This is a genomic window from Flavobacterium buctense (assembly GCF_014486695.1).
Lineage (GTDB): Bacteria > Bacteroidota > Bacteroidia > Flavobacteriales > Flavobacteriaceae > Flavobacterium > Flavobacterium buctense.
The window spans coordinates 107,194-129,646 of the sequence record NZ_JACTAB010000003.1 but is presented as its reverse complement, the minus strand read 5'-3'; the positions used below and the strand labels follow the sequence as shown (position 1 = coordinate 129,646).

At 36.5% G+C, this 22,453-nt stretch carries 18 protein-coding genes; 6 read left to right on the top strand and 12 right to left on the bottom strand.

Annotation, left to right across the window (positions count from 1 at the left end; all coding sequences use genetic code 11):
- Positions 1-2: 2 nt before the first annotated feature.
- Positions 3-1,049, top strand: coding sequence for an o-succinylbenzoate synthase (locus tag ICG50_RS06390; RefSeq protein ID WP_187660080.1), 1,047 nt, complete (start codon positions 3-5; stop codon positions 1,047-1,049).
- 42 nt (positions 1,050-1,091) lie between these two features.
- Here the strand turns inward: ICG50_RS06390 and creD are convergent, their stop codons facing one another.
- The 7 genes from creD to ICG50_RS06355 are packed head-to-tail and all read right to left on the bottom strand — an operon-like array spanning position 1,092 to position 5,546.
- Positions 1,092-2,456, bottom strand: coding sequence for a cell envelope integrity protein CreD (gene creD, locus ICG50_RS06385; RefSeq protein ID WP_187660079.1), 1,365 nt, complete (start codon positions 2,454-2,456; stop codon positions 1,092-1,094).
- A 20-nt stretch (positions 2,457-2,476) separates the two neighbouring features.
- Positions 2,477-2,791: a hypothetical protein gene (locus ICG50_RS06380; RefSeq protein ID WP_187660078.1), complete on the bottom strand. Its 315-nt coding sequence runs from the start codon at positions 2,789-2,791 to the stop codon at positions 2,477-2,479.
- Entirely contained in the window at positions 2,763-3,449 is a 687-nt protein-coding gene (locus ICG50_RS06375) for a DUF1361 domain-containing protein (RefSeq protein ID WP_187660077.1), read from the bottom strand. The genes ICG50_RS06380 and ICG50_RS06375 overlap by 29 nt, the downstream gene beginning before the upstream one ends.
- Positions 3,450-3,905 carry a hypothetical protein gene (locus tag ICG50_RS06370; RefSeq protein WP_187660076.1) on the bottom strand — a complete coding sequence of 152 codons (456 nt, stop codon included), beginning with the start codon at positions 3,903-3,905 and terminating at the stop codon, positions 3,450-3,452.
- A 52-nt stretch (positions 3,906-3,957) separates the two neighbouring features.
- Positions 3,958-4,254 (bottom strand): winged helix-turn-helix domain-containing protein, encoded by a 297-nt coding sequence (locus tag ICG50_RS06365; RefSeq protein ID WP_187660075.1) that lies wholly within the window; start codon positions 4,252-4,254, stop codon positions 3,958-3,960.
- Between the two features lie 2 nt (positions 4,255-4,256).
- Positions 4,257-4,919 carry a YiiX family permuted papain-like enzyme gene (locus ICG50_RS06360; RefSeq protein ID WP_187660074.1) on the bottom strand — a complete coding sequence of 221 codons (663 nt, stop codon included), beginning with the start codon at positions 4,917-4,919 and terminating at the stop codon, positions 4,257-4,259.
- A gap of 3 nt (positions 4,920-4,922) precedes the next feature.
- Positions 4,923-5,546 (bottom strand): hypothetical protein, encoded by a 624-nt coding sequence (locus tag ICG50_RS06355; RefSeq protein WP_187660073.1) that lies wholly within the window; start codon positions 5,544-5,546, stop codon positions 4,923-4,925.
- A gap of 86 nt (positions 5,547-5,632) precedes the next feature.
- Here ICG50_RS06355 and ICG50_RS06350 point away from each other — a divergent pair, with 86 nt between their 5' ends.
- Both ICG50_RS06350 and ICG50_RS06345 read left to right on the top strand, forming a co-directional pair.
- Entirely contained in the window at positions 5,633-7,006 is a 1,374-nt protein-coding gene (locus ICG50_RS06350) for a M28 family peptidase (RefSeq protein WP_187660072.1), read from the top strand.
- A gap of 2 nt (positions 7,007-7,008) precedes the next feature.
- Positions 7,009-7,359, top strand: a complete 351-nt coding sequence (locus tag ICG50_RS06345; RefSeq protein ID WP_187660071.1) for a DUF1801 domain-containing protein — start codon at positions 7,009-7,011, stop codon at positions 7,357-7,359.
- A gap of 35 nt (positions 7,360-7,394) precedes the next feature.
- Here the strand turns inward: ICG50_RS06345 and ICG50_RS06340 are convergent, their stop codons facing one another.
- The 5 genes from ICG50_RS06340 to ICG50_RS06320 form a co-directional block, all read right to left on the bottom strand.
- Positions 7,395-15,377, bottom strand: a complete 7,983-nt coding sequence (locus tag ICG50_RS06340) for a choice-of-anchor L domain-containing protein (RefSeq protein WP_187660070.1) — start codon at positions 15,375-15,377, stop codon at positions 7,395-7,397.
- 35 nt (positions 15,378-15,412) lie between these two features.
- A complete protein-coding gene (locus ICG50_RS06335) occupies positions 15,413-16,258 on the bottom strand; it encodes a hypothetical protein (RefSeq protein WP_222940151.1) in 846 nt (281 codons plus the stop codon).
- Between the two features lie 15 nt (positions 16,259-16,273).
- The gene (kdsA, locus tag ICG50_RS06330) at positions 16,274-17,092 is read right to left on the bottom strand and encodes a 3-deoxy-8-phosphooctulonate synthase (protein ID WP_187660069.1); all 819 of its coding nucleotides are present in this window, start codon (positions 17,090-17,092) and stop codon (positions 16,274-16,276) included.
- Positions 17,093-17,159: 67 nt separating this feature from the next.
- Positions 17,160-17,615: a 2-dehydro-3-deoxyphosphooctonate aldolase gene (locus ICG50_RS06325; protein WP_187660068.1), complete on the bottom strand. Its 456-nt coding sequence runs from the start codon at positions 17,613-17,615 to the stop codon at positions 17,160-17,162.
- A gap of 55 nt (positions 17,616-17,670) precedes the next feature.
- Positions 17,671-18,162 (bottom strand): DUF4199 family protein, encoded by a 492-nt coding sequence (locus ICG50_RS06320; RefSeq protein WP_187660067.1) that lies wholly within the window; start codon positions 18,160-18,162, stop codon positions 17,671-17,673.
- A gap of 132 nt (positions 18,163-18,294) precedes the next feature.
- On the opposite strand from ICG50_RS06320, the gene ICG50_RS06315 reads away from it, so the two are divergent.
- The 3 genes from ICG50_RS06315 (at position 18,295) to ICG50_RS06305 (ending at position 22,426) form a co-directional block, all read left to right on the top strand.
- A complete protein-coding gene (locus tag ICG50_RS06315; protein ID WP_187660066.1) occupies positions 18,295-18,852 on the top strand; it encodes a YeeE/YedE family protein in 558 nt (185 codons plus the stop codon).
- A 3-nt stretch (positions 18,853-18,855) separates the two neighbouring features.
- A complete protein-coding gene (locus tag ICG50_RS06310) occupies positions 18,856-19,269 on the top strand; it encodes a DUF6691 family protein (RefSeq protein ID WP_187660065.1) in 414 nt (137 codons plus the stop codon).
- 325 nt (positions 19,270-19,594) lie between these two features.
- Entirely contained in the window at positions 19,595-22,426 is a 2,832-nt protein-coding gene (locus ICG50_RS06305) for a T9SS sorting signal type C domain-containing protein (protein ID WP_187660064.1), read from the top strand.
- Positions 22,427-22,453 lie beyond the last annotated feature (27 nt).

The following is a 22,453-nucleotide window of genomic DNA, read 5'->3' as shown; positions in this document are numbered from 1 at the left end:
AAATGACTGCAACTTACCATAAATATATCCTTCATTTCAAACAGGCTTCGGGTACTTCTCGAGGCGTTTTGACCGACAAAGAAACCTGGTTTTTGATACTCGAAAAAGACGGTAAAAAAGGCATAGGCGAGTGCGGTATTTTACGCGGATTATCGGCTGATGATCGTCCCGATTATGAAGAAAAACTGCAATGGGTTTGTGAAAATATTCACCTTGGCGAGGAAAAATTATGGCAAGAATTGATGGAATTTCCTTCGATTCAATTCGGAGTAGAGATGGCTTTTTTGTCTTTAAAAAGTAAAAATCCGTTTGTTTTATTTCCGTCAAAATTTACGTCCGGCGAAAAATCTATTGTTATCAACGGACTCGTTTGGATGGGTGATGAAGCCTTTATGAAACGTCAAATTGAAGAGAAAATTGCCCAAGGATTTACCTGTATAAAAATGAAGATTGGCGCTATAGATTTTGAGAAAGAAATCGAATTATTGCGCTTTATTCGTCAAAATTTTGATGAAAAAACCATCGAGATTCGGGTTGATGCTAATGGTGCTTTTTCTGAAAATGAAGCTTTAGATAAAATTAATCAAATAACTGGTTTTAAATTACATAGCATAGAGCAACCGATTCAAAAAAACCATACTGACACGATGTCAGTTTTGTGTAAAAGCACTAATTTGCCCATTGCTTTAGATGAAGAACTTATCGGTGTGTTTTCTTTTGAAGATAAGGAAGCTTTGCTACAAAAAATCCAACCGCAATACATCATTTTAAAGCCGAGTTTTATCGGTGGAATCCGTGGTACTTTAGAATGGATTTCTCTTGCCGAAAAATTAAATATCGGTTGGTGGATTACTTCCGCTTTAGAAAGTAACGTTGGTTTGAATGCAATTGCCCAATTTACTTTTGGACTCAATAATCCGATGCCGCAAGGTTTAGGAACCGGAAGTTTGTATACCAATAATTTTGATTGTCCGCTACAAGTTTCACAAGGCCAACTTTGGTATCGAAATGAGTCCGATTGGAAAATCGATTTAGATCATTTTGAATAAAAAAAAACCTGCTCGAAAGAACAGGTTTTTTAGTTTAGAAATTTACTTTTCCCAATCAATTTTTCGGGAGAAATACATCACGGCTCCGAGGATGAAAAATAAGCCAATGCTTCCAACTAAAAGCGCATAATCTTCCATTTGGATAATCACATAAATGAAGGTGTACAATACGGAAAGTGACGTCGCAATAAACATCGGGAATTTTCTATTCTTCAAAATCGAAATCGAATAGAGTGTAATCATAACTACCACCGCAATTCCGGAAATAGCATAAGCTAAACTAAAACTACTGTGTTCAGTAATTGAAATCAATAAAGTGTAAAACATAATCAGCGCAATGCCAATCATTGAATATTGAAAAATATGAATATTGATTTTGCTTATCGACTGAATTAAGAAGAAAATCAGAAATGTCAAACCGATTACGAGGAAGCCATACTTGGAAACACGCTCGTTTTGCTGGTATTCGTCGACTGTTTCAATAAATTTTACGCCAAAGAGATAATCATCCAAATTAGGCAAAACATTCGCGTATTGCTGCGAAAACGTGCGGTTGATGTCTAATACTTTCCAATCCACGTGAAATCCGTCTTTGTTTACGACTTTAGTAGTGTCATTAGCGGCAAATGAACCTTCAAAACTTGGCGATTCCCAATCGGAATCAATCCCAACATTGGTTACTTTTCCAATCGGAATGAAGTTGATGCTGTTGCTTCCGTTATAAGTAATGCCAAAATTAAAATTGATTTGGTTATTGGCGGCTAAGACTTTGTAATCAAAAATATTGGTAGCCAAAACGCTGTAATCACTTTTTTCATCCGGTTGTGGTTCAAACGTTAGTTTTTCATTGTTGAGCTGTATTTTTAGTTCACTTTTGATACTTTTCAGATTGGTAGTTTTGACAATGATTGCCGCTTTGTCCCATTGAATGCTCTCTTCCGGAATATTGAGTTTGGCAAAATTAGGCGCGGTGAAATTTCCTTTAAAGTTCATGTCTGCCGAAAAAACTACCGGGTTAAAAAGACCTCGTTTCAGAGATTCATTTTTCTTTACTTTAGAAATATTGTTCAATTCGTTCGGGAAGAAATAAGCATAATTAGTGGTTGCTCTTCTTTGTAAAGTGGTTACGCCGGTTTTTTGGTCAATGACATTTAGATTCTCGTAAGTATTATATGGAATTCTTAAAACCGGACCATAAAAAGCGACGTTGCTTCCCCAAAGAGTTGACACTTCATCAACAACTTCTGATTTCCGTTGGGAGCGTTCTTTAATCAAATCTTGTACAAAGAATAGCGGAATAAGTAAAAAGAGTGTGAGCGCACCAACCATAATCATTTTGGCGGTTGTGGATTGGAAGAATGTTTTTTCTTCGGTGTTTTGTTGTTCTTGAAATTCTTGATTTTCCATGATGTGATGTTTAAATAGGATTAAAATTTGTAAAATATAATGTAGAGGTAAAGTAATGCAATTGGAATATTAGCCAACATAATCAACATTTTGACCGTTAAAACTTCTCGTTCTTTGGGCTTTATGAAAAACTGAAAGAATAAATACAGAAAAACAAACAGATTGATCAAAAAAGCGAAAAGCAAATAGAAATAGCCGATGAGATACAGTATTCCAAATTCCGGAAGAATGAAATGAATTAGAAATAGCAAAGTGCCGATGCCAAATGAACCAACAGCTAAATAAGTTGAAAATCGGTCGGATGTTTCAGTTTTGGTAATGAGTTGTGTTTCCATGATTATGATTGTTTGAGATTAAATTCTTTTTGATTAAAAAGGAGAAATAGATGAATACGCCAAAGTGAAGGGAAAATAATAGGGCCTTTATCGAAATGGCCATTTGGAACAGATCAAAAGCTAAGTCAATAGGATTGCTAAGGATATCCCAACTGTTGTAGCGCATAATTCGTCCAATATAAATTCCAAAACCACAAAGAATGCTGATGGTCGGAATGATAAGATTAACAGTTTTTATCGTAATGTATTGTTCGGTAATTTTTTCAAAATGCAACAGCGAGAGTAATCCGAAAGCAAAACCAATTAAGGCGAATGAACTCACAATAATTAAATCGAGCCAAAAGAGATTTCCTTCAGAATTGGCCAAATGGACTAAGTCTGTGATGATGTAAAAGGCATTCGGAATAAAAGCCAACCAAACAGCTGAAATGAATAAGATTTTGAATTTAGAAGTTTTTTTTAAGTTCATAGTCAATAAATAGGATGAAATCCCATAAGGAACAACGGCTAGAAATAGGTTCCAAATCAGGAAAAACAAGTAAATAGAATGGGTTAATTTGGCTCTGACCAATAATAGCGAAAGACAATAAATTCCATAGAAAAGCAACAATTGGTTGGCTTTCTTGTTTTGATAGAAAAGTTTTAATATTACGTTCATTTACTTGATGTTAAAAGTGGTTTGAATGGTTTGTATCGGTAGGTGTAACATTTTATTAAATTCTAAGTCATGAAATTGATGTGCCGATTTACCTCTTTTGAAGTAATCTAAAAAAGTAGTGTATCGGTTAGGGTAGAAGAGGGAGCCTATGAAAATTACCATATATAAATAGGCACTTTTTTTTCCGTTACCCCATAAGAAATATTGCATCCCAATTTCTTCAATGACCGAAACACCGGTGTTGGTCAACACGTGAATCACATCGTGATCTTCGAGTTTGGGTTGTATTTCAAAATTGTATTTAAGCAAAAAACAGCCCATGTGAAAACCCAAACTGTCTTGAGGATACAGAATCAGTTCTTTGGGCGTTATATTCCAAGGTTCATTCTTTTTAAAGAATTTTTGGTAGGGCTTTTTGCTCCACTCATACATTTTTTCGATGATTAAGTCTCTCATGAATTATATTAAAAGTACTTTGAAATTCAAAGTGTATAGATAAAAAAAATAGTTAATTTTTCGATAGTAATTTTTCAAGTGCTTCTATGTGCTCTTGGAAAGCTTTTTTTCCGGTTGCCGTAGCTATGTAACGCGTGTTGGGCTTTTTTCCAATGAATTGTTTTTCAATCATAATGTATTCCTCGGTTTCCAAGGCTTTGGTATGGCTGGCTAAATTGCCATCCGTAACACCCAGTAATTCTTTAAGCATGTTAAAATCGGCACTTTCGTTGACCATTAAAACCGACATTATCCCCAAACGTATTCGGTGATCAAAAGCTTTGTTAATATTTTGGATGATATTTTTCAAAATTAATAAGTGTCAATAACGGTTTCTAATAAAGGCGAATCTACCAACTGTGATGGAGCTACCACTTTTTCATCCAATGGGATTTTATTGCCATAACGTTCTTTGAGAATTTCTTTTACCAATTCATGCTCCAAAGTAAAACTTTTTAAACTTTCCAATCCACAGAGTTCTATTCCGGCACCGTTTTTATAGATTTTCCAAACCAATTCAGAGCAATACATTTTGTTATCTGTCCATTCAAAATAAAGGTCGTAATCTTTATTATTAAACTGATTTCCATAAGACTTCATTTTCTCCAATACTGTAGTGTTTAAAACAGCCTTTGCATTTTTTAATCTTTTAACCAAATATGAATTGCCTTGACCGTGAGAAATCCATTCCTTAAAAGGTGTAATTTTTACGGGCTGAACGGCTTCATAAACATATTTTTCCCCTTTAATTTCATAAATAATACCGCAGTGTGAGAATTTCGAGTTAGTGGCAATTCTTACCGCTTCGCATTGTTTTGATTGTGAAGTTTGAAAGATGATATCACCGTCTTGCAATGACTCTTGGGGATTTTGATTTAACTTGACAAAAGCTTTTTCAACTTGCGTTGAGTTGCCTTTCGCCAATACAAAAAAGGCAATCAATAAACCTAAAACTATTACGATAGCTTTTCTCATTACTTATTTTCTATCGTATTTAAAATACATTATACTTCCGTATAAAATATTACATACACCAAAGCCTAAAGCCCAAAATAGCAATCCATAACTTAAAAACCAAGTAGAAAGTAAGCCTATCAATATTTGTGAAATCCCCAAATATCGAACATCTCCTAGGGTATATTTACTGGCATTCACACAAGCCAATCCATAAAAAATTAAAGTCAGTGGTGCCACAAGTTCCAATATGTTTTTTTCTATCAGGAATACTATAAAAAATGCACCGGTTAACAAAGGAATTAAAAAATTGATTAATAATCTTCTGGAGGTTGGATTCCAAAAGGCCTCTTTTTCTTTGGCTGCTTTTCTCAGACTTAAAAATAATCCGGTTAAAATGGATAAAACCATAACTGAAGTACCAATGATTAATAATCGGTAGACTGCATCATAGGAAATGACCAAATCTCTATACGAACCACTTGTAGACGTATCAAAGTAAATGGTTTTGTATGCCAGCCAAGCACCAATTAAAGAATAAACACCTGCGAGAACGCCTGATAAACCACTCAAGGATATGAATCTTGAAGATTGCGTCATCATTTGTTTGATGTCTTGAATGTCTTTTAGATAATCTTTAGTTTCCATTTTAAAGTACTTTGAAAAACAAAGTAAATAAATATTTTTTCAGTGACCAAATGTTTTTTCATTTATTTTTGATAAAAATTATTTCTATGAAAAAGCTTCTTTTCGGTTCTTTGTTTTTTATGGCAGTTTCAGGTTTTGCTCAAAGCAATGATGAACAAATGCTCAAGGATATTTATAAATATGCTTTAACCAATTCAAAGTGTTATGCTTGGTTAGATGATTTATCTAATAAAATCGGACATCGTCTTTCGGGCTCTGTTGGTGCTGAAAAAGGAGTAGTTTATACCAAACAACAATTAGAAACTTTAGGTTTAGACAAAGTTTATTTACAAGAAGTTATGGTGCCCAAATGGGTTAGAGGCGAAAAGGAATCAGCTTATATTTTAGATAAGAAAAACAAAATCAGTGTGCCTATTTGTGCTCTTGGAGGTTCTATAGCCACGCCAAAAGAAGGATTAACGGCAGAGATTATTGAAGTCCAAAGTCTCAAAGAATTAGAAATTTTAGGCGAAGCCAAAATCAAAGGTAAAATTGTCTTTTACAATCGCCCGATGGAACCTGAAAACATAGAAACCTTTAAATCTTATGGACATTGTGTGGACCAACGTTACGCGGGCGCAAAAGAAGCGGCTAAGTTTGGCGCGGTTGCAACGATTGTTCGTTCGATGAATTTAAGATTAGATGATTTTCCACACACAGGAACACAAAGTTATGGCGATTTGCCTAAAGAGAAATGCATTCCAACGGCTGCTATCAGTACGAATGGTGCCGAATTATTAAGTCAAAAACTCAAAGCAAACAATAAGCTGCTATTCTATTTTAAACAATCTTGTCAAAATTATGATGAGGTTCTTTCCTATAACGTAGTTGGTGAAATCATAGGATCAGAACATCCGGAAAAAATTATGGTCGTTGGCGGACATCTGGATTCTTGGGATTTGGCAGACGGTTCGCATGATGATGGCGCCGGTTGTGTGCAAAGTATGGCGGTTGTAGAACTCTTTAAAAAACTAAATTACAAACCTAAAAACACCATCAGAGTAGTCCTTTTTATGAATGAAGAAAACGGTGGAAAAGGTGGGAAACGCTACCAAGAACTCTCTCAGGCCAATACAGAGAATCATATTTTTGCATTGGAAAGTGATGCCGGTGGATTTACTCCAAGAGGTTTTTTCTTTGAATGTGATAATCCTAATTTTGAGAAAATCATGACTTGGAAAGCGTTATTTGAACCTTATCTTATTCACAGTTTTGTCAAAGGTGGCACGGGTTCAGATATTAGTCCGTTGACTTCTGCTAAAATTGTAAAGGCAGGTTTGAAGCCTGATTCGCAAAGGTATTTTGATTATCATCATGCAGCCAATGATACCTTTGACGCTATCAATAAAAGAGAATTAGAACTTGGGGCAGCGACTATGACGGCCTTAGTTTATTTGTTTGATCAATACGGAATAGATTAAGTTTGAAACCTACAGCATTATATATACTTCAACAGCCTGAAAAGTATCGTGATATATTGCTTCATATCATAACGGTTGTAGAGCAGACTTTACCCGAAGTAACTTTAGAATACAAATGGGGAATACCCTATTTTTATTATAAGAAGAAGCCTTTTTGCTATCTCAATGCAAGTCATAAGCATGAATTCGTTGATGTTGGTTTTGCGAAGGGCTTTCAATTAAAATCGTATCAAGAGCATTTGATAGCAGACAAAGGGAGAAATACAATTAAGTCATTGCGGTATTTCAGTATAGAAATGATTGACAATGCTGTTTTAATCGCTGTCATTGAAGAAGCCAAAAAGTTATATTAAAAAAAAAGCCCCAAATTTGGGGCTTTTTACATTGATTATTGTTCACGATTGACATAAATCCAACCTGTTTTGGCGGCGTCACCGCTATTAAATTCGATTACATAATAATAAGTACCATCCGGTAATTCATCGCCATTGTCGGTTTGACCTTTCCATTCGTTTCGGTATTGGTTTTTGCTGTAAACTTTCATTCCGTAACGATTAAAAATAGAGAGATTTTTAACATTCAATTGGGTCAAATCAAAAAAGTCATTACTACCATCGTTGTTAACCGATATTCCTTTTTGAATGCCACAGAAGATTCTGTCTAAGGTGATTGATTCATTTTTGGTACAACCATTGGTATCAGTAACAGTTACCGAGAAAGTGATTGGTAGTTCTTCAATTATTGTTGTTGAACTTAGGTATTCGCTAACATTGAACGTATTTGAATTGGTACCAACTAATTGTTGGTCAATTGTAAACCAATTATAACTAGCAGTATTGACATCAAAAGTATTGTTTACAGCTGTAACTTCTAGTACGAATTCATTTCCGACACAATTTCCGGTAATGTCAAAATCAAAACCGCTTTGTACGACTACTGTAAGGATTGCCGAAGTAGCACATTGACCGGCGGTTGGAGAAAAGACATAATCTCTTGTTGTAGTATTGTCAATGACTGCCGGATTCCATGTTCCTGATATTCCTTCAAGAGAAGTAAGAGGTAATGAAGGGACTGTTTCACCAATACACAAAGGTGCTATCGCATTAAATGTTGGTGTCACATTCGGATTAACAGTAATTGTCAATGTCGTTTGCAATGCACAAAGACCACTTGTAGGTGTAAAAGTATAAGTTGTAGTTTGAGTGTTATTCAATGCCGGTAACCAAGTTCCGGTAACTCCATTGGTAGAAGTTGTCGGCAGTGGATTCAATTGTCCACTACTACAAATGGCCGCTATAGGGTCAAATGTAGGGAGTGTAGGTTGATTTACAGTAATGGTTAAAGCACCTACTCCAGCACATTGTCCAGGTGTAGGATTAAAAATATAAACACCGTTTTGTGTAGTGTCAACTGTCGCCGGATTCCATGTCCCACTGAAACCTTCAATAGAAGTTGATGGTAATGTTACCGAAGCTCCACTACAAATTGTAATAGGAGTAAAGGTTGCGGTAACTAAAGGATTTACAGTTATGGTGCCAATTAAAGTTACGGTATTGCAACTTACAGAAGAAGACACTGTATAATTGAAGGTACCACTTTCCGTAGGAGTACCACTAATAGTAAATCCACCTGTATTAGAATCAAAAGTACCGGTCACTCCAGAAGGAAGTCCTGAAACCGTAACATCAGTTGCATTGGTTGAAGTATATACAATAGCGTTTATAGCCGTGTTTATACAAACTGTTTGTTGGTTATTAGCTGAAGTTAAATTCAAACTCACAGCAGGTGATAATGTTACTGTTCCTGAAGCAGGAGATGAGCTACAACCTGATGAAGTTACATTAACAGCATCAAGGAAATTACCAACTGAAGGATCAAAACCTGCACTTGATACAGATACAAAACGTAAAGAATAGTTATTGCCACCGGTCGTTGGAACCGTATAGGTTAAATTGCGTAAAACCCATGCCGTATTACCATCTGTAAAGTTTCCTAAACTTACATAAGGTCCACCAACAGGTCCTATTTCAACACCAACGGTGTCATTACCTTGACGACCTCGGTGGGCAAAAGAGATTTGCAATTGAGCTCCCGGTGAGGTTGTAAAGTCTTGGAAAATTGTGGCTATTGAATTTCCGTTCATCTCTATAAACTGATTACCTTGATATGCAAAAACATTTTCAAATCCGGCTGCTGGCCATACTTCCAAAATTCCGTCTGCTGCGGTAGTATCCCAACATGGAATTGCATTTTCGTTAAGCATATTAGGGAACTGTCCGGTAGCTAGAGGATTTTCAAAACTTCCATTACAAAATGTGGTTAGTAAAGGAGTAGCAACTACAGTATAGGTACCAGGAACCGATGTAGAGAAACTGGCAACATTACCAGGATTTGTAAATCCGGCCGGTACTGTCCATAAATAGTTATATGTTCCCGGAACTTGAGGAGTAGCAGTAATAGTAGTACTTTGACCACTACAAATACTTTCACTATTAACAGTAATTATTGGTGCTCCCGGATCAGCTAAAGTTGTTGCTTGATTGGATGTGTAAGAACAGTTGGTGCTACCAAGGTTGAAATTGTTGTAAACACCGGCATTAAGACCCGTTAATACAATTATTCCATTTGAATCTGAAGTAAAATTTGTTGGCCCTACTAAAACAGTGTCATCTGTATAAGTGACTGAATAGATTTGGTTTGGAGCCAAATTACCAATCGTGATCGTACCGGTGTTATCACCACAAGATAGTGGATTTACACTTGTAATTGATGCAGTTGAAGGCGCATTCAGAGTAACTATATCAGTGGTATTAATGGCACAACTGTTAACGGTAAAGTTAAAGTTCGAATAATTTCCATTATTTAATCCGGTCAAAGTATATGTTCCATTGTTGTCAGTTACAATAGTAAGTGGCCCGGTCGTAATGTTATCATCAGAATAAGTAAAAGAATACGTTGTGTTTGGTGCCAAACTTCCAATTATAATAGTACCATCTGCGGTTGTACAATTAGATGGAGCTGTGAAAGCAAATGTTGGATTAGCTTGTAATGTATAAGTGGCTATAAAATTAGCCCCGTTATTATTAATCAAAATAGTGTCATCACATTGAGTTGTTGAATTTACATCACCGGTGATATCATAATAGACTTCAATCACATAATCACCTGCAGGGAATGCAGTTAAATCAACCGGCAATTCACTATCGTTTAATACTCTTTGCCATTTTTGATCTCCTGTGTTACATGGACCACCACTTGGGAATGTGCCACCGGAACAGTCATCAAGGAATGGTAAGTTGATAACAGTAAATGCTCCAGGTGTTCCTGATGCTGGATAAATTCTATAGTTTAATCTGGCACTACAAACATTGGCCGTAGCGTTTTTAAATGTTTTTACTTCACCACCTCTTAATTTAAATGTGTTTGAATTGGTTAAATAGGTTCCATAATCAGTGTTAGGGAAAATATTTTGGACAGGTCCAATGATAGAAGTTCCAGAGCCAACTGTATTAAAGAAATTATTGGTTTCACAATTGGTTAACCAAACCGCACTAGCATAACTTCCAAAAGCACAATTTTGATAAACTGTAACTACTAAGGTTGTTTGCGTTGCACATTGTCCTGCGGTAGGGGTAAAAGTATAGGTTATTGTTTGAGTATTGTCTACTGATGTAGGTGACCAAGTTCCCGTAATACCATTCAAAGAAGTTGTTGGTAATATTGGAGCTGTATCTCCACTACAAATTGGTGCCGGTGATAGGAAAGTAGGTGTTACAGTTAAATTTACAACCAAATTAAATGTTCTAATCACATAACAACCATTAACATTGTTTTCTATTCTAACATATATAATCTGTGAGTTAGCTGTAGTATTGGTATATAAAGTAGGTAAAGCATTTGTTTCAGCATTTGCATCTTCATTGGTTGCATAATAAGTAACTGTATGCGCTGTTGAATCCAAACCACCTAAAGCTGCACTATTATTTTGACTTAAGTCAAATTGAGCAAAATCTGAAGCATTACAAACTACCAAATTGTTAGGAGTTCCCGGTATTACAGGATCATAGTACTCCACGGTAATAGAATCACTTGAAGTACAGTTTGTTCCAATGTATTGAATTGTAACACCATAAACACCTGGTTGGGTAATGGTTAAATTTGGTCCAGTTTGATTAGGTATAATATTTGTCCCATTGGTCCACACAAAAGTGTAAAGAGCCGGATTCAATCCTGAGGAAATGGTATAACTTGTTCCTGCACACAACGCAGTATTATTGGCTTGAAGAAAATCTTCTCCCAGTTCAATATTACCAATATCTAAACTACCACCTTCAAGGAAAACAGCTGAATCAAAGCTATTATCCAAACGATCAGCAATAACTAATTTAATGTGGTATTGGTTCCCCGGAATAACTGCTGATGTTGCCGTAAGTGGAACTGTAATACCATTAAAATTCGTAGGAGAACCTAATGGGTCTAGTCCACCAAATCCGTAAAATGCAGCAAAATATTCAGGATTTACTGATTCACAAAAATCATTATAAAGGTTATCTCTAATAGTAACTACAGAAACCGGTGTAGTCGTGTTAGGAATTACGGCCAAATTGGTTGTTATTCCGGTAGAAATATCGGTTAATAAAAATGCAAAAGCATCCGAATAAGCACATTGGAATGTACCGTATTCTTCTGAAGCGAAAATAAAATTAAAGTTGATTTCACTAACTAAAGGCACAAAATCGAATTCTAATTTAGTTGCATTTCTTGAATTCATTGGATCTCCGGTTGCTGCTAAAATAATAGCTTCTAATTCAGCGTCACCTGTCCAAGCTTGATTACCATCACCAAGACCTGTTGTATTTGGACCCGGAGCACTCATGGCGTTTCCGGTAGTCAAAACAATTCCTTCGCTAAATGGGAATCCTGATCCGTTTTGATTAAAATAAGCGATACCATTGGTTGAACCAAAATTTGTACCGGTTGATGAGGTTACGTTTGAAACACTGGCACAAGTGGAATTTAAGAATACATCTTCTACCAATTGAAGTGTTGTATAGGTGGTATTGTTAGTTGAAATAGGAGGCGGAATTGTTCCAATACAAATATCAAAAGTAGAGGTTTGTCCGGCAGTTGCAGTCCAAGAATACACTCTTACATAATAAGTTTGTCCAACTACTAGTGAATTCGCAACACTCTGGTTATTATCACTGCAGTAAAGTTGGTTTAAAGAACCACAGCTTCCACTATAAACTACGTGAAATAAATCTGTAGTACTTCCTAAAACATTATTTAAAGTAACAGTATGAACCGTGTTCGTCGCAGTAAAGGAAAACCAAACATCATCATCATCATTTCCGCCACAAGTATTTGGTTCTGGTGATGCTGTGGCTCCAATGATAGTTCCAGATACAAATTGAGCACAAGAAGTATCCGGATTTACAGGGACGATTATTGCATTGGCACATTCATCATTTGAAATTAAAGTAGCAAATGTTACCGGATTTGACCAAAGACTTATGTCCGTATCACTACAAAAGGATCTGACATATACTTTATAAAGTGTTCCTGAATTTAATCCACCATAAACAAAAGGATTAGTTGTAGCAGTAACCCAACCTACAGTGGAAGCATCGGGAACAGGTGCATTTGCCGGTAAAAATAGTACTTGCCAAGTAGTAGCTGTACCAATCTCAGTCCAGGCCACAGTAGCTCCTGTTTGTGTAACGTTTGAAACCACCAATGCTGATGGTCTTGGGCAAGTTGGAGGAGGATTACAAGTTACATTTGCCACCCATCCCGGATTGTTGAATGAACCATCACTTCTAAATCTAAAAGTAAGACAACCATCAACACTTGATGAGGTAAAAGGCCCCGGAATTTCAGTTCCCCAATAACCTCCGGCTAAACCTCCCGGAACATTGCCAGCAGGGTTTTCACTTGCAATTTGTGGTGCTGTAATTGAATTTCCGTCAAAAACATATAAGGCATCCCAATTATTTTCAGTGTCAAATTCAGTGAAAGTGACAGTGACTTGGTCACCGGCATTAATTGGGCAAATGGTAACAGTAGAGTCTGAATTATTTGCGTAGTTAGCGTTTGGTCCAGCAGCATCTACAAAAACACCTCCACAAATTGGCGGTGCTACCTGAGTAGTTATCGTTCTGGGACCGGCCCATAAACTTGTGCCATTTGCACCACAATTACCTCTAACATAAATATCGTAACAAGTTGTAGGATTTAAACCAGTTAAGGTAAATGGGTTAGTAGTAGCTACTATCCATCCTGTTGAAGCTTCATTCGGAGCCGGAGAATTACAAGGCAAAGCCAATATTTCCCAAGAAGTAGCGACTCCAACGTTAGTCCAACCGACAATAGTTGAATTTGATGTAACCGTTGTGGCCGTTATACCTGTAGGTTGCTGACAAGCCGGTGCAGGAGCACAAGTAATGTTAGCGACCCAACCCGGATTATTTACAAAACCATCACTTCTAAATCTAAATGTTAGACAACCATCGGGACTTGAAGAGGTAAAAGGTCCAGGGTTAGTAGCTCCCCAATAACCTCCGGCTAAACCTCCGGGTACATTTCCGGCTGGGTTGGTGCTGGCAATTTGAGGGGCTGTTATTGAGTTTCCGTCAAAAACATATAAAGCATCCCAATTGGTTTCAACATTGAATGAAGTAAAAGTTACAGTTACCAACTCTCCGGGTATTATAGGGCAAATGGTAACCGTGGAATCAGCATTATTAGGATAATTTGCGGTTGGACCTCCTGTATCCACAAAATTCCCACCACAAACCGGTGGTGCAATTAGCGTAGAAAAACTACTTGGACCTGCCCATAAACTTACACCATCTGTACCACAATTACCTCTTACATATACATTATAACAAGTTGCTGAAGTTAATCCTGTAATTGAAAATGGATTCGTAGTTGTCTCTGTCCAACCGGTTGTGTCAGCAGTTGGTGCCGGAGCATTACATGGTAAGACTAAGACTTGCCATGAAGTAGCAATTCCAACATTAGTCCAACCAAAAGTAACTGAGTTTGGAGTGATAGTCGAGGTTGTTAAGCCATTCGGTTGTTGACAAACCGGTGGTGGCGCACAAGTTACATTAGCAATCCATCCCGGATTATTAACAAAGCCATCACTTCTAAATCTAAATGTTAGACAGCCATCAGGACTTGACGAGGTAAATGGACCAGGTATTGTTGTGCCCCAATAACCTCCAGCCAATCCTCCAGGCACATTGGCAGCTGGGTTTGTACTGGCAATTTGAGGTGCTGTAATGGAATTTCCGTCAAATACATATAATGCATCCCAATTTGCTTCGGTATTGAACGAAGTAAAAGTTACGGTCACTTGTTCTCCAGGTATAGTTGGACAAATGATAACCGTGGAATCTGAGTTGTTAGCATAGTTTGTGGTAGGTCCGGCTTCGTCTACAAAATTACCTCCACATACGGGGGGTGCAGTTGAGGTTGTAAAAATAGCGGAAGGGCCAACCCATTCACTTGAATAACCTGTTGAACAAATGGCTCTCACATAAAATTTATAGGCAGTGTTCGGAAGAAGTCCGGTAATGATATAGGGTAGTGTGCCATTGTAAATTACACCTACACCGGTTGGTGTTCCTGCTGCAGCAACCACTTCTATTTCCCAAGAAGTTGCCCCACTTGGATTGGTCCAATTTAAACTGGCCGTACTTTCAGATGTTACAGTGGCTATTAAATTGGTTGGATTCAAACATTGTTCGTTTATACTAACATTGTCAACCAACCATCGATCTCCAGAGCCAGCGAGACCGGCTACTTGTTGGTTATGCACTTTAACAAAAGAAACATACAATTGTTGGTTGTGATATATGGCCGGAAAATTGACCACTTTTTCCTCATAGATATTAAAAGTAGTTGTTAAATCGACTTCTGTCCATTCTTGGATTACGGTATAAGCCGCAGGATCAGTTTGTGAGGCAGTAGCTGGTGCCACTCTAATTTGATAAATTGTACCTTGATTGCCTGAGGCAAAGGAACGGGTAAAAAAATGAAGTTGCCCATTGACCGGTATAGTAACCAAAGGTGTGGCTAAATAATCTTCAGAGATGTCACCAATATTCATCGTTTCCCTATTGATGTAGGCAGCGTTCGTGCCTTGATAAACAATGGGTGGGCTATTAACTGTACTGTTAATGCCCCAACGTTGTCCGGTTCCAACTCCGTTATCAAAAACAGCCCAGTTGCCTGTTCCTAATGTCCATGTTGTTCCCGGAAGAGCAACGGGTCCGGTAGTGGATTCAAATCCTTCTAAGGCTAATTGAGAATAACCGCAAAGTGAAAAGAAAAGAGTTAATACAAGTAAGGTAATTTTTTTCATAATGGTTGTTTTTTGGTCGGTTGTCAATAGAAAAATTATACTTTAAAAATGCCTCCAAAGGCTATGATTCTTTGTAAAAAATAAAAATGCTGCGAGGCACTATCCGATGAACTGTGGGTAGTTTTTATATTGTTCATATCAATATAACCTCCTTTTAATTCGGTTTGTATAAAAAAGTGTTTGAAAAAGGTAAAGTTTAATCCAATTTTTGCTGAAACACCATAACCCGCTACATTAAAATCATCATGTCTTTCTTTGCCTAATAACATGGCATTGGTCTTTGGGTACAAAAATCCTCCGCCAATTCCTTCTGTTATGTTTAATTGAAATTTATCTGTATTACTTATGTTAAACCATTTAGAAATATCATCCACTCTTGAAAATTCGGTGTTGACATAGTTTAAGCCATCCGTATGTTCAAAAGTTAGAAATTCCTCAGTAAGTGTAATTGGATCATTGTTATAAATACCGTCAAAAGGAGTTCCATCGTTGATTTCTCCTGTTATGTTCACTATTTGATTTTGATTCATTACATACTTCATATGATCAAATCCGATTGATATATTGTAATGGTCATTAATAAAATATCCAATTCTCAAATTGGTTTGCGGAATGGTCATTCTGGCCGGATTTATATAGTCAATTTGCCATCCTTTTGGTTTGTCACTTGCCGCAACATTATGAAGCGTAAAATTGTAATTGTCTCCTTTAAAATGAATGTCTGATTTAGAAAAACTTTCTCGATTTCCACCCCAAAAAATATACAACTTACCTTTGTTATGGGCAGTGTATTTATCTGGATTAGCTGTATTTTCTTGTGCGATAATATTTTGTGTGGCCGCAAATAATGTCACGAATGAAATTAAAAATAATTTTTTCAAGGCTTGTATTTTTAATTAAAAAGAATTGATTGTTTTTCTGATGGCTACTAATCTTGTCATTAACCCTTCAAAATAGTCTAAATGCAACATGTTAGCACCATCACTTTTAGCATTAGCCGGATCAAAATGAGTTTCAATAAAAATTCCATCAACTCCAACGGCTATTCCTGCTTTGGCAATAGTTTCAATCATATCAGGTCTTCCGCCGGTTACTCCGGTAGTTTGATTGGGTTGCTGTAAAGAATGGGTTACATCAAGCACCGTTGAAGCATATTGTTGCATGGTAGGGATACCTCGAAAATCAACTATCATATCTTGATAGCCAAACATTGTACCTCTATCGGTAACCATAACGTTTTGGTTATTGCAGTCCAAGACTTTTTGAACAGCATGTTTCATGCTTTCCGGACTCATGAATTGGCCTTTTTTTAAGTTAACCACTTTTCCGGTGTTGGCAGCCGAAACTACTAAATCGGTTTGACGGACCAAAAATGCCGGAATTTGCAACACATCCACATATTCAGCAGCCATTGCGGCATCTTCATTAGTGTGAATGTCGGTTACGGTTGGGATATGAAAGGTTTCTGAAACTTTTCTGAGAATTTTTAAAGCTTTTTCATCTCCAATTCCGGAAAAACTGTCAATTCTGGAACGATTTGCTTTTTTGAAAGACCCTTTAAAAACATAAGGGATTTCTAATTTGTCAGTAATAGTAACTAATTTCTCGGCAATTCTCATCGCCATTTCTTCGCCTTCAATAGCACAAGGACCGGCAAGTACGAAGAAATTTCCACTATCTGTATTCTTGATTTGTGGAATGGTATTTATATTCATAAATTTTCGATTTAAAAGTCGCTAAGTTATGAATAATTTGGAAATTTTTTATAGATATTTTGTTAAGTTATTTTTTGGCTGAAAGGCCAACAGGGACAAGCAAATAACCTCTTTCATAAATGTTTATGTAAAGTTTTATTGGTTTTTTTTGACCTTCCCACTGCAATTCGTAGATGTCTAAAAAGCCGGCACCCATTTCGGTTCTTTTGGTGGGAAACGGACAACAACTCTCTACTTTAACAAACGATATTTTTTCCCCATTTGGTCCGGTCAAAGCTCTCAAGTATCGTTCTGCATTTAAATTTTCGTCTTTAGCACTTTGAAAAAATACATTTACAGGATAATCCGGGTCAAAGCCATATTTAGTGTCTTTGCTATAGTCTTTTAAAACAAATGCATTGTCTTTTAATGTTGGGCTTGGAGCAGTATTATCCACGTTTTTCAATGTAGAACGGGTGCTAACACAAGAGGAAGAAATCAGAATAAATAAAAGAAATACGAGGTAGTGAGCTATTTTTTTCATGGTTGAAACTTTTGGTTTGGTTTACTTTTTTGGGTACAACAAAAATTGTGCAAATTTATTTTTTAGTACGCAAGAATAACGAAACAATTGCTCCGGTAGTAATGCCCAAAGACAAACTGTTAAAAATGCTTTGAATGATATAGCTTTTTAGATTAAAGTAACTTTGCGCATCTTTTATAGTAATGTGGCGAGTCAATAAAGGGCTCTTGGTTTTATACTCGATTATAGTATCAAAAAAATGAGGCGTTATGCTTTTGTAAATTACAAATTGAGCTAGAGGCATCAATATCGTAATGAAAAAGGAGAGCGCAACACCACTGACAAAACCTTGAGTCCAAGTCATATCGTTATGGTAAACGTACTTTTTTTTCTCTTTTAGTCCTAAATAATAAAACAAAAAAGCCGGTAGAGCAAAAAGATTGGTATAAAGTGCATATTGATCAATATGTTGGTCATGTAATCCAATGAATTTTTCTCCAATTGACCATGCTAAAACCAGTAAAATAAAGCGAAGTGTCCATTTTACTTCTATAGAATAATTTTTCACGTGTGATTGAATTTGATTTGCTTTGTCACTTTGTCCTAACGCATCAGGAATTGGGTCAAAAATACTTTATTTCGATAAATATTTTGTAGTCGAAAACACTTTAATATTTCTATTTTTGTAAAAAATATTTACATGGAATTGATTACACATACTTGGCATTGGGCTATTTCAGGTTTTTTGATAGGAATGATAATGCTAACCCTTAATTATTTTGGAAAAGTATTCGGCATGTCTTCTAATTTGCGCTCTTTGTGTGCCATGACCGGAATTGGAAAAAGAGTAGCCTTTTTTGATTGGGATTGGAAATCACAGCGTTGGAATTTGGCAGTCGTTCTTGGCGCAATGATTGGTGGATTTGTGGCGGTACATTTTTTAAATGATGCCTCCAATATTGATTTGAATCCAAAAACCATTGAACAATTGGCCGCAATGGGAATTGAGTCTCCAAACGGTAAACTATTACCGGAAACACTATTTGGCAACGAAATATTTCAATCGCCCAAAATGATTTTAATTTTAGTGTTTGGCGGAATTTTGATTGGATTTGGTTCGCGTTATGCCGGAGGTTGTACTTCGGGTCATGCCATCTCGGGATTGAGTAATTTGCAATTACCTTCTCTAAAAGCAGTTATTGGATTCTTTATCGGGGGCTTACTTATGGCACATTTTATTTTACCTCTAATTTTCTAAGACATGAATTTTTTAAAGTATATACTCGTAGGATTTATTTTCGGAATAGTTTTGACTAAGGCTGAAGCCGTTTCTTGGTACCGAATTTATGAAATGTTCCAATTTCAATCCTTTCATATGTATGGGATAATTGGGGTGGCTGTTGCAACCGGTTTAATTGGAATTCAACTGATTAAGGTCAAAAAGCTAAAAGACATTGACGGAAATCCAATTAACATTCAAGACAAAGAAAAAGGAAATGTTCGCTACTGGATTGGCGGGATACTTTTTGGGTTGGGTTGGGCTTTAGTAGGCGCTTGTCCCGGACCGATTTTCATACTCCTCGGTGCCGGATTTTTAAGTGTTGGTTTGGTACTTCTCGGTGCTGTTTTTGGGACGTTTCTGTATGGATTACTTAAAGATAAATTACCCCACTAAATAATAACGTCTCACAATTGGGACGTTTTTTTTTAATCTGTCTTTATTTTTTGTTTTTTCAATATGCAGAATATTGTATTCTTCCGATAATCGGTAGTTCTATAAGAAATCATTTTTAATATTTTGTTAAACATTTCACAAAAAAAGTCAAGTTTACATTCGTTTAAATGAATAATTATTCGGTAAAAACCCCAATGACGCCATTAAATGCAATGAAAACGCAGTTCATAGATTTTTTAGGTCAGACATCGGAAAAAGTATAGGTTGATGTTTTCAAAGTTTAATTTTGTAGTGTTTTTAGACCAAATCTATATTTAAACACACTATGAAGAAGTTATTATTATTTGTTATTATTTTCGTTTTTAATTTTTCGCAAGAGGCATTTGCTCAATGTACAATTACCGGTTCTCCGAATGTAAATTCAAGTACAATGTCATGTACATCACTTAGTTCATGTTCTGTAATATACATAGGAAACGGAACTAACCCAACAAATTTGGTGATGAACCAAAACTTAGATTTAACTTGTCTGGGTGCCATTCAATTTATCATTAGAAATAATGCCACAATTGATTTTTCAACGGGTAATTATAATTTGACTTTGGGAGCCGGTTCTACTATAGTGGTAGAATCTGGTGGAAATATAGGAGCAGGAACCAACTGTAGTGCTTCTGATTTGATAAAAATAGGTAGTATTAAAGTAGCGTCATGCAATGGAAGTGGCGGTGTTTTAATGGATTTTCCAACTTTGGTCTCAGGAGGTGGTTTTAATGTTGCCATTGCCTCAGCAACTTCAATATGTGGTTCAGGAACATCTGTTATAACAGCTTCTAAAAATCCGGCACCCACTTCGGCAACTACATTTAAATTCTACACTGTTGCTTCAGGAGGTTCTCCGGTTTATACCATAACGACAAGTGCAAGTCCCTATACTGTTACTTATACCACACCTGTTTTATCTGCCTCAACAAATTATTATGTTGAAGCGACAACAGTATCCGGTGGCGCAACAACACCTAGAAAATTGGTTACTGTTACTGTAAATCCATTGCCTGCAACACCAAGTGTAACGCTTGTACAACCAACTTGTAGTATAGCTACAGGAACAATTACTATCAATAGTCCTTCAGGTACCGGAATGACATACAGTATCAACGATTCTACTTATACTAATACAACAGGAATTTTTACTGCGGTTGCCTCAGGAACTTATAATGTTACTGCTAAAAGTGCTGCGGGATGTTTTTCTGCTACGACGAGCGTGACCATTAATCCTCAACCTATTATTCCGGTGCAGCCAACATTGGGAAGCTTAACACAACCTACATGTACTTTAGCTTCGGGTAGTTTTACTATTACTAATTATAATGCGTCATACATTTATGCTGTCTCACCTTCGACAGGTGTTTCGGTATCGGGAGCATTAGTTACGGCTCCATCAGGAACTTACACCGTAACAGCCACTCTTGGTTTGTGTACTTCAATTGCTTCAAGCAATATTACTATTTCACAACAACCTACCAATACGTGGAATGGAAGTGTTTGGTCAAACGGAACACCAACAGCTGCTCAAAAATTGGTCTTCTCAGGGAATTTTTCTTCAACCGGAAATGTATCTGGTTGTGCCTGTAGTGTTACTTCAGGAGCCGTAGTATTCAATGCTGGACATACCTTAGCCATTGCAAATGAAGTTGCAATTAATCCCGGAGGTTCATTAGTTTTTGAAGATACGGCCAGTTTGGTGCAAACCAATCCTACCGCAGTCAATTCCGGAAATATTACATATAAGAGAAAAACAACTCCATTAAAACAATATGATTATACCTATTGGTCTTCACCGGTAAATAATGCGACTTTGGGTCAGTTAGCAACCAATTCTATGTTTTATTCATTTAATCCAAATATCAATAATTATGTAGCCCAAACAGCTTCTGATATTATGATTAATGGAGTAGGTTATATAGCCAGAGCACCACAAAATCTAGTATACAATCCCACACAAATTGTAGAAACGAGTTTTGTAGGTGTACCAAATAACGGTAATATTACTACCACAATTACAAAATCAGCCTTTGGAGCTAATACTTTAATTGGAAATCCTTATCCCTCAGCCATTGATATTGATTTATTTATTACGGATCCGATAAATTCTGAATTAGTAAACGGAACAATTTTCCTTTGGACACATAACACTGCTATTACGAATAATAATTATACGGCCAATGATTATGCCAAATACAATTTAACCGGAGGTGTAGGAACAGGCGTTGGAACAATGGCTCTTACGGGAGGTCCGGTTCCAACCGGTAAAGTTGCTGCCGGTCAAGGATTCTTTATCGAAGCCAACACAGATTTAGCCAATGGCGCCTATGTGGCAACCTTTAAAAATTCTATGAGAATTTCGGGAAATAATGCCCAGTTTTTCAGAACAAACAGTCTGGTAGCCAATAATGAAGGAGGAGCTGTTTCTCAATTGTTGGAAAAACACCGTCTGTGGGTTTCTTTGAGCAATAGCGAAGGTGCTTATAATCAAATGTTGGTAGGTTATATCGAAAATGCCACCAATGACATTGACAGATTATTTGATGGAAAAACATCACCGGTTGGGAATCCTGTAGCCATCTATACGACAGTAGGAACTACAGACTTGTCAATTCAAGGGAAGTCTTTACCTTTCTCAGTTGAGGATATTGTACCATTCGTTTATGCTTCAACTATTAATGGTGAGTTAACCATCTCTTTAGACAATTTTGATGGTATATTTGACAATCAAAATGTATATTTATTAGATAAATCAACCGGTATTTACCATGACTTAAAATCTGAAAATTATACATTTATGAGTGCTAGCGGTATATTTACTGACCGATTTGAATTGAGATATACCACACAATCATTGGGAACAAACAATCCAATAACAGCTGACAATGCCATTAAAGTGGTTTCTAATAACAGCGGACTTTCGGTTTATTGTCAAGCAACGGGAATCACTAAAGTTGAAATATTTGATGTGCTTGGGAAACAATTATACAGTAAAGATAAATTGACAACCAATGCCTTGGAAGGTATCCAATTTCAAAGTGTCCCACAAATGTTGTTAGTAAAAGTTACTTTAAATAACGGACAAACCTATACAAAGAAAACGTTGATACAATAACTAACCCTGTTATCTTATCAGCTACCA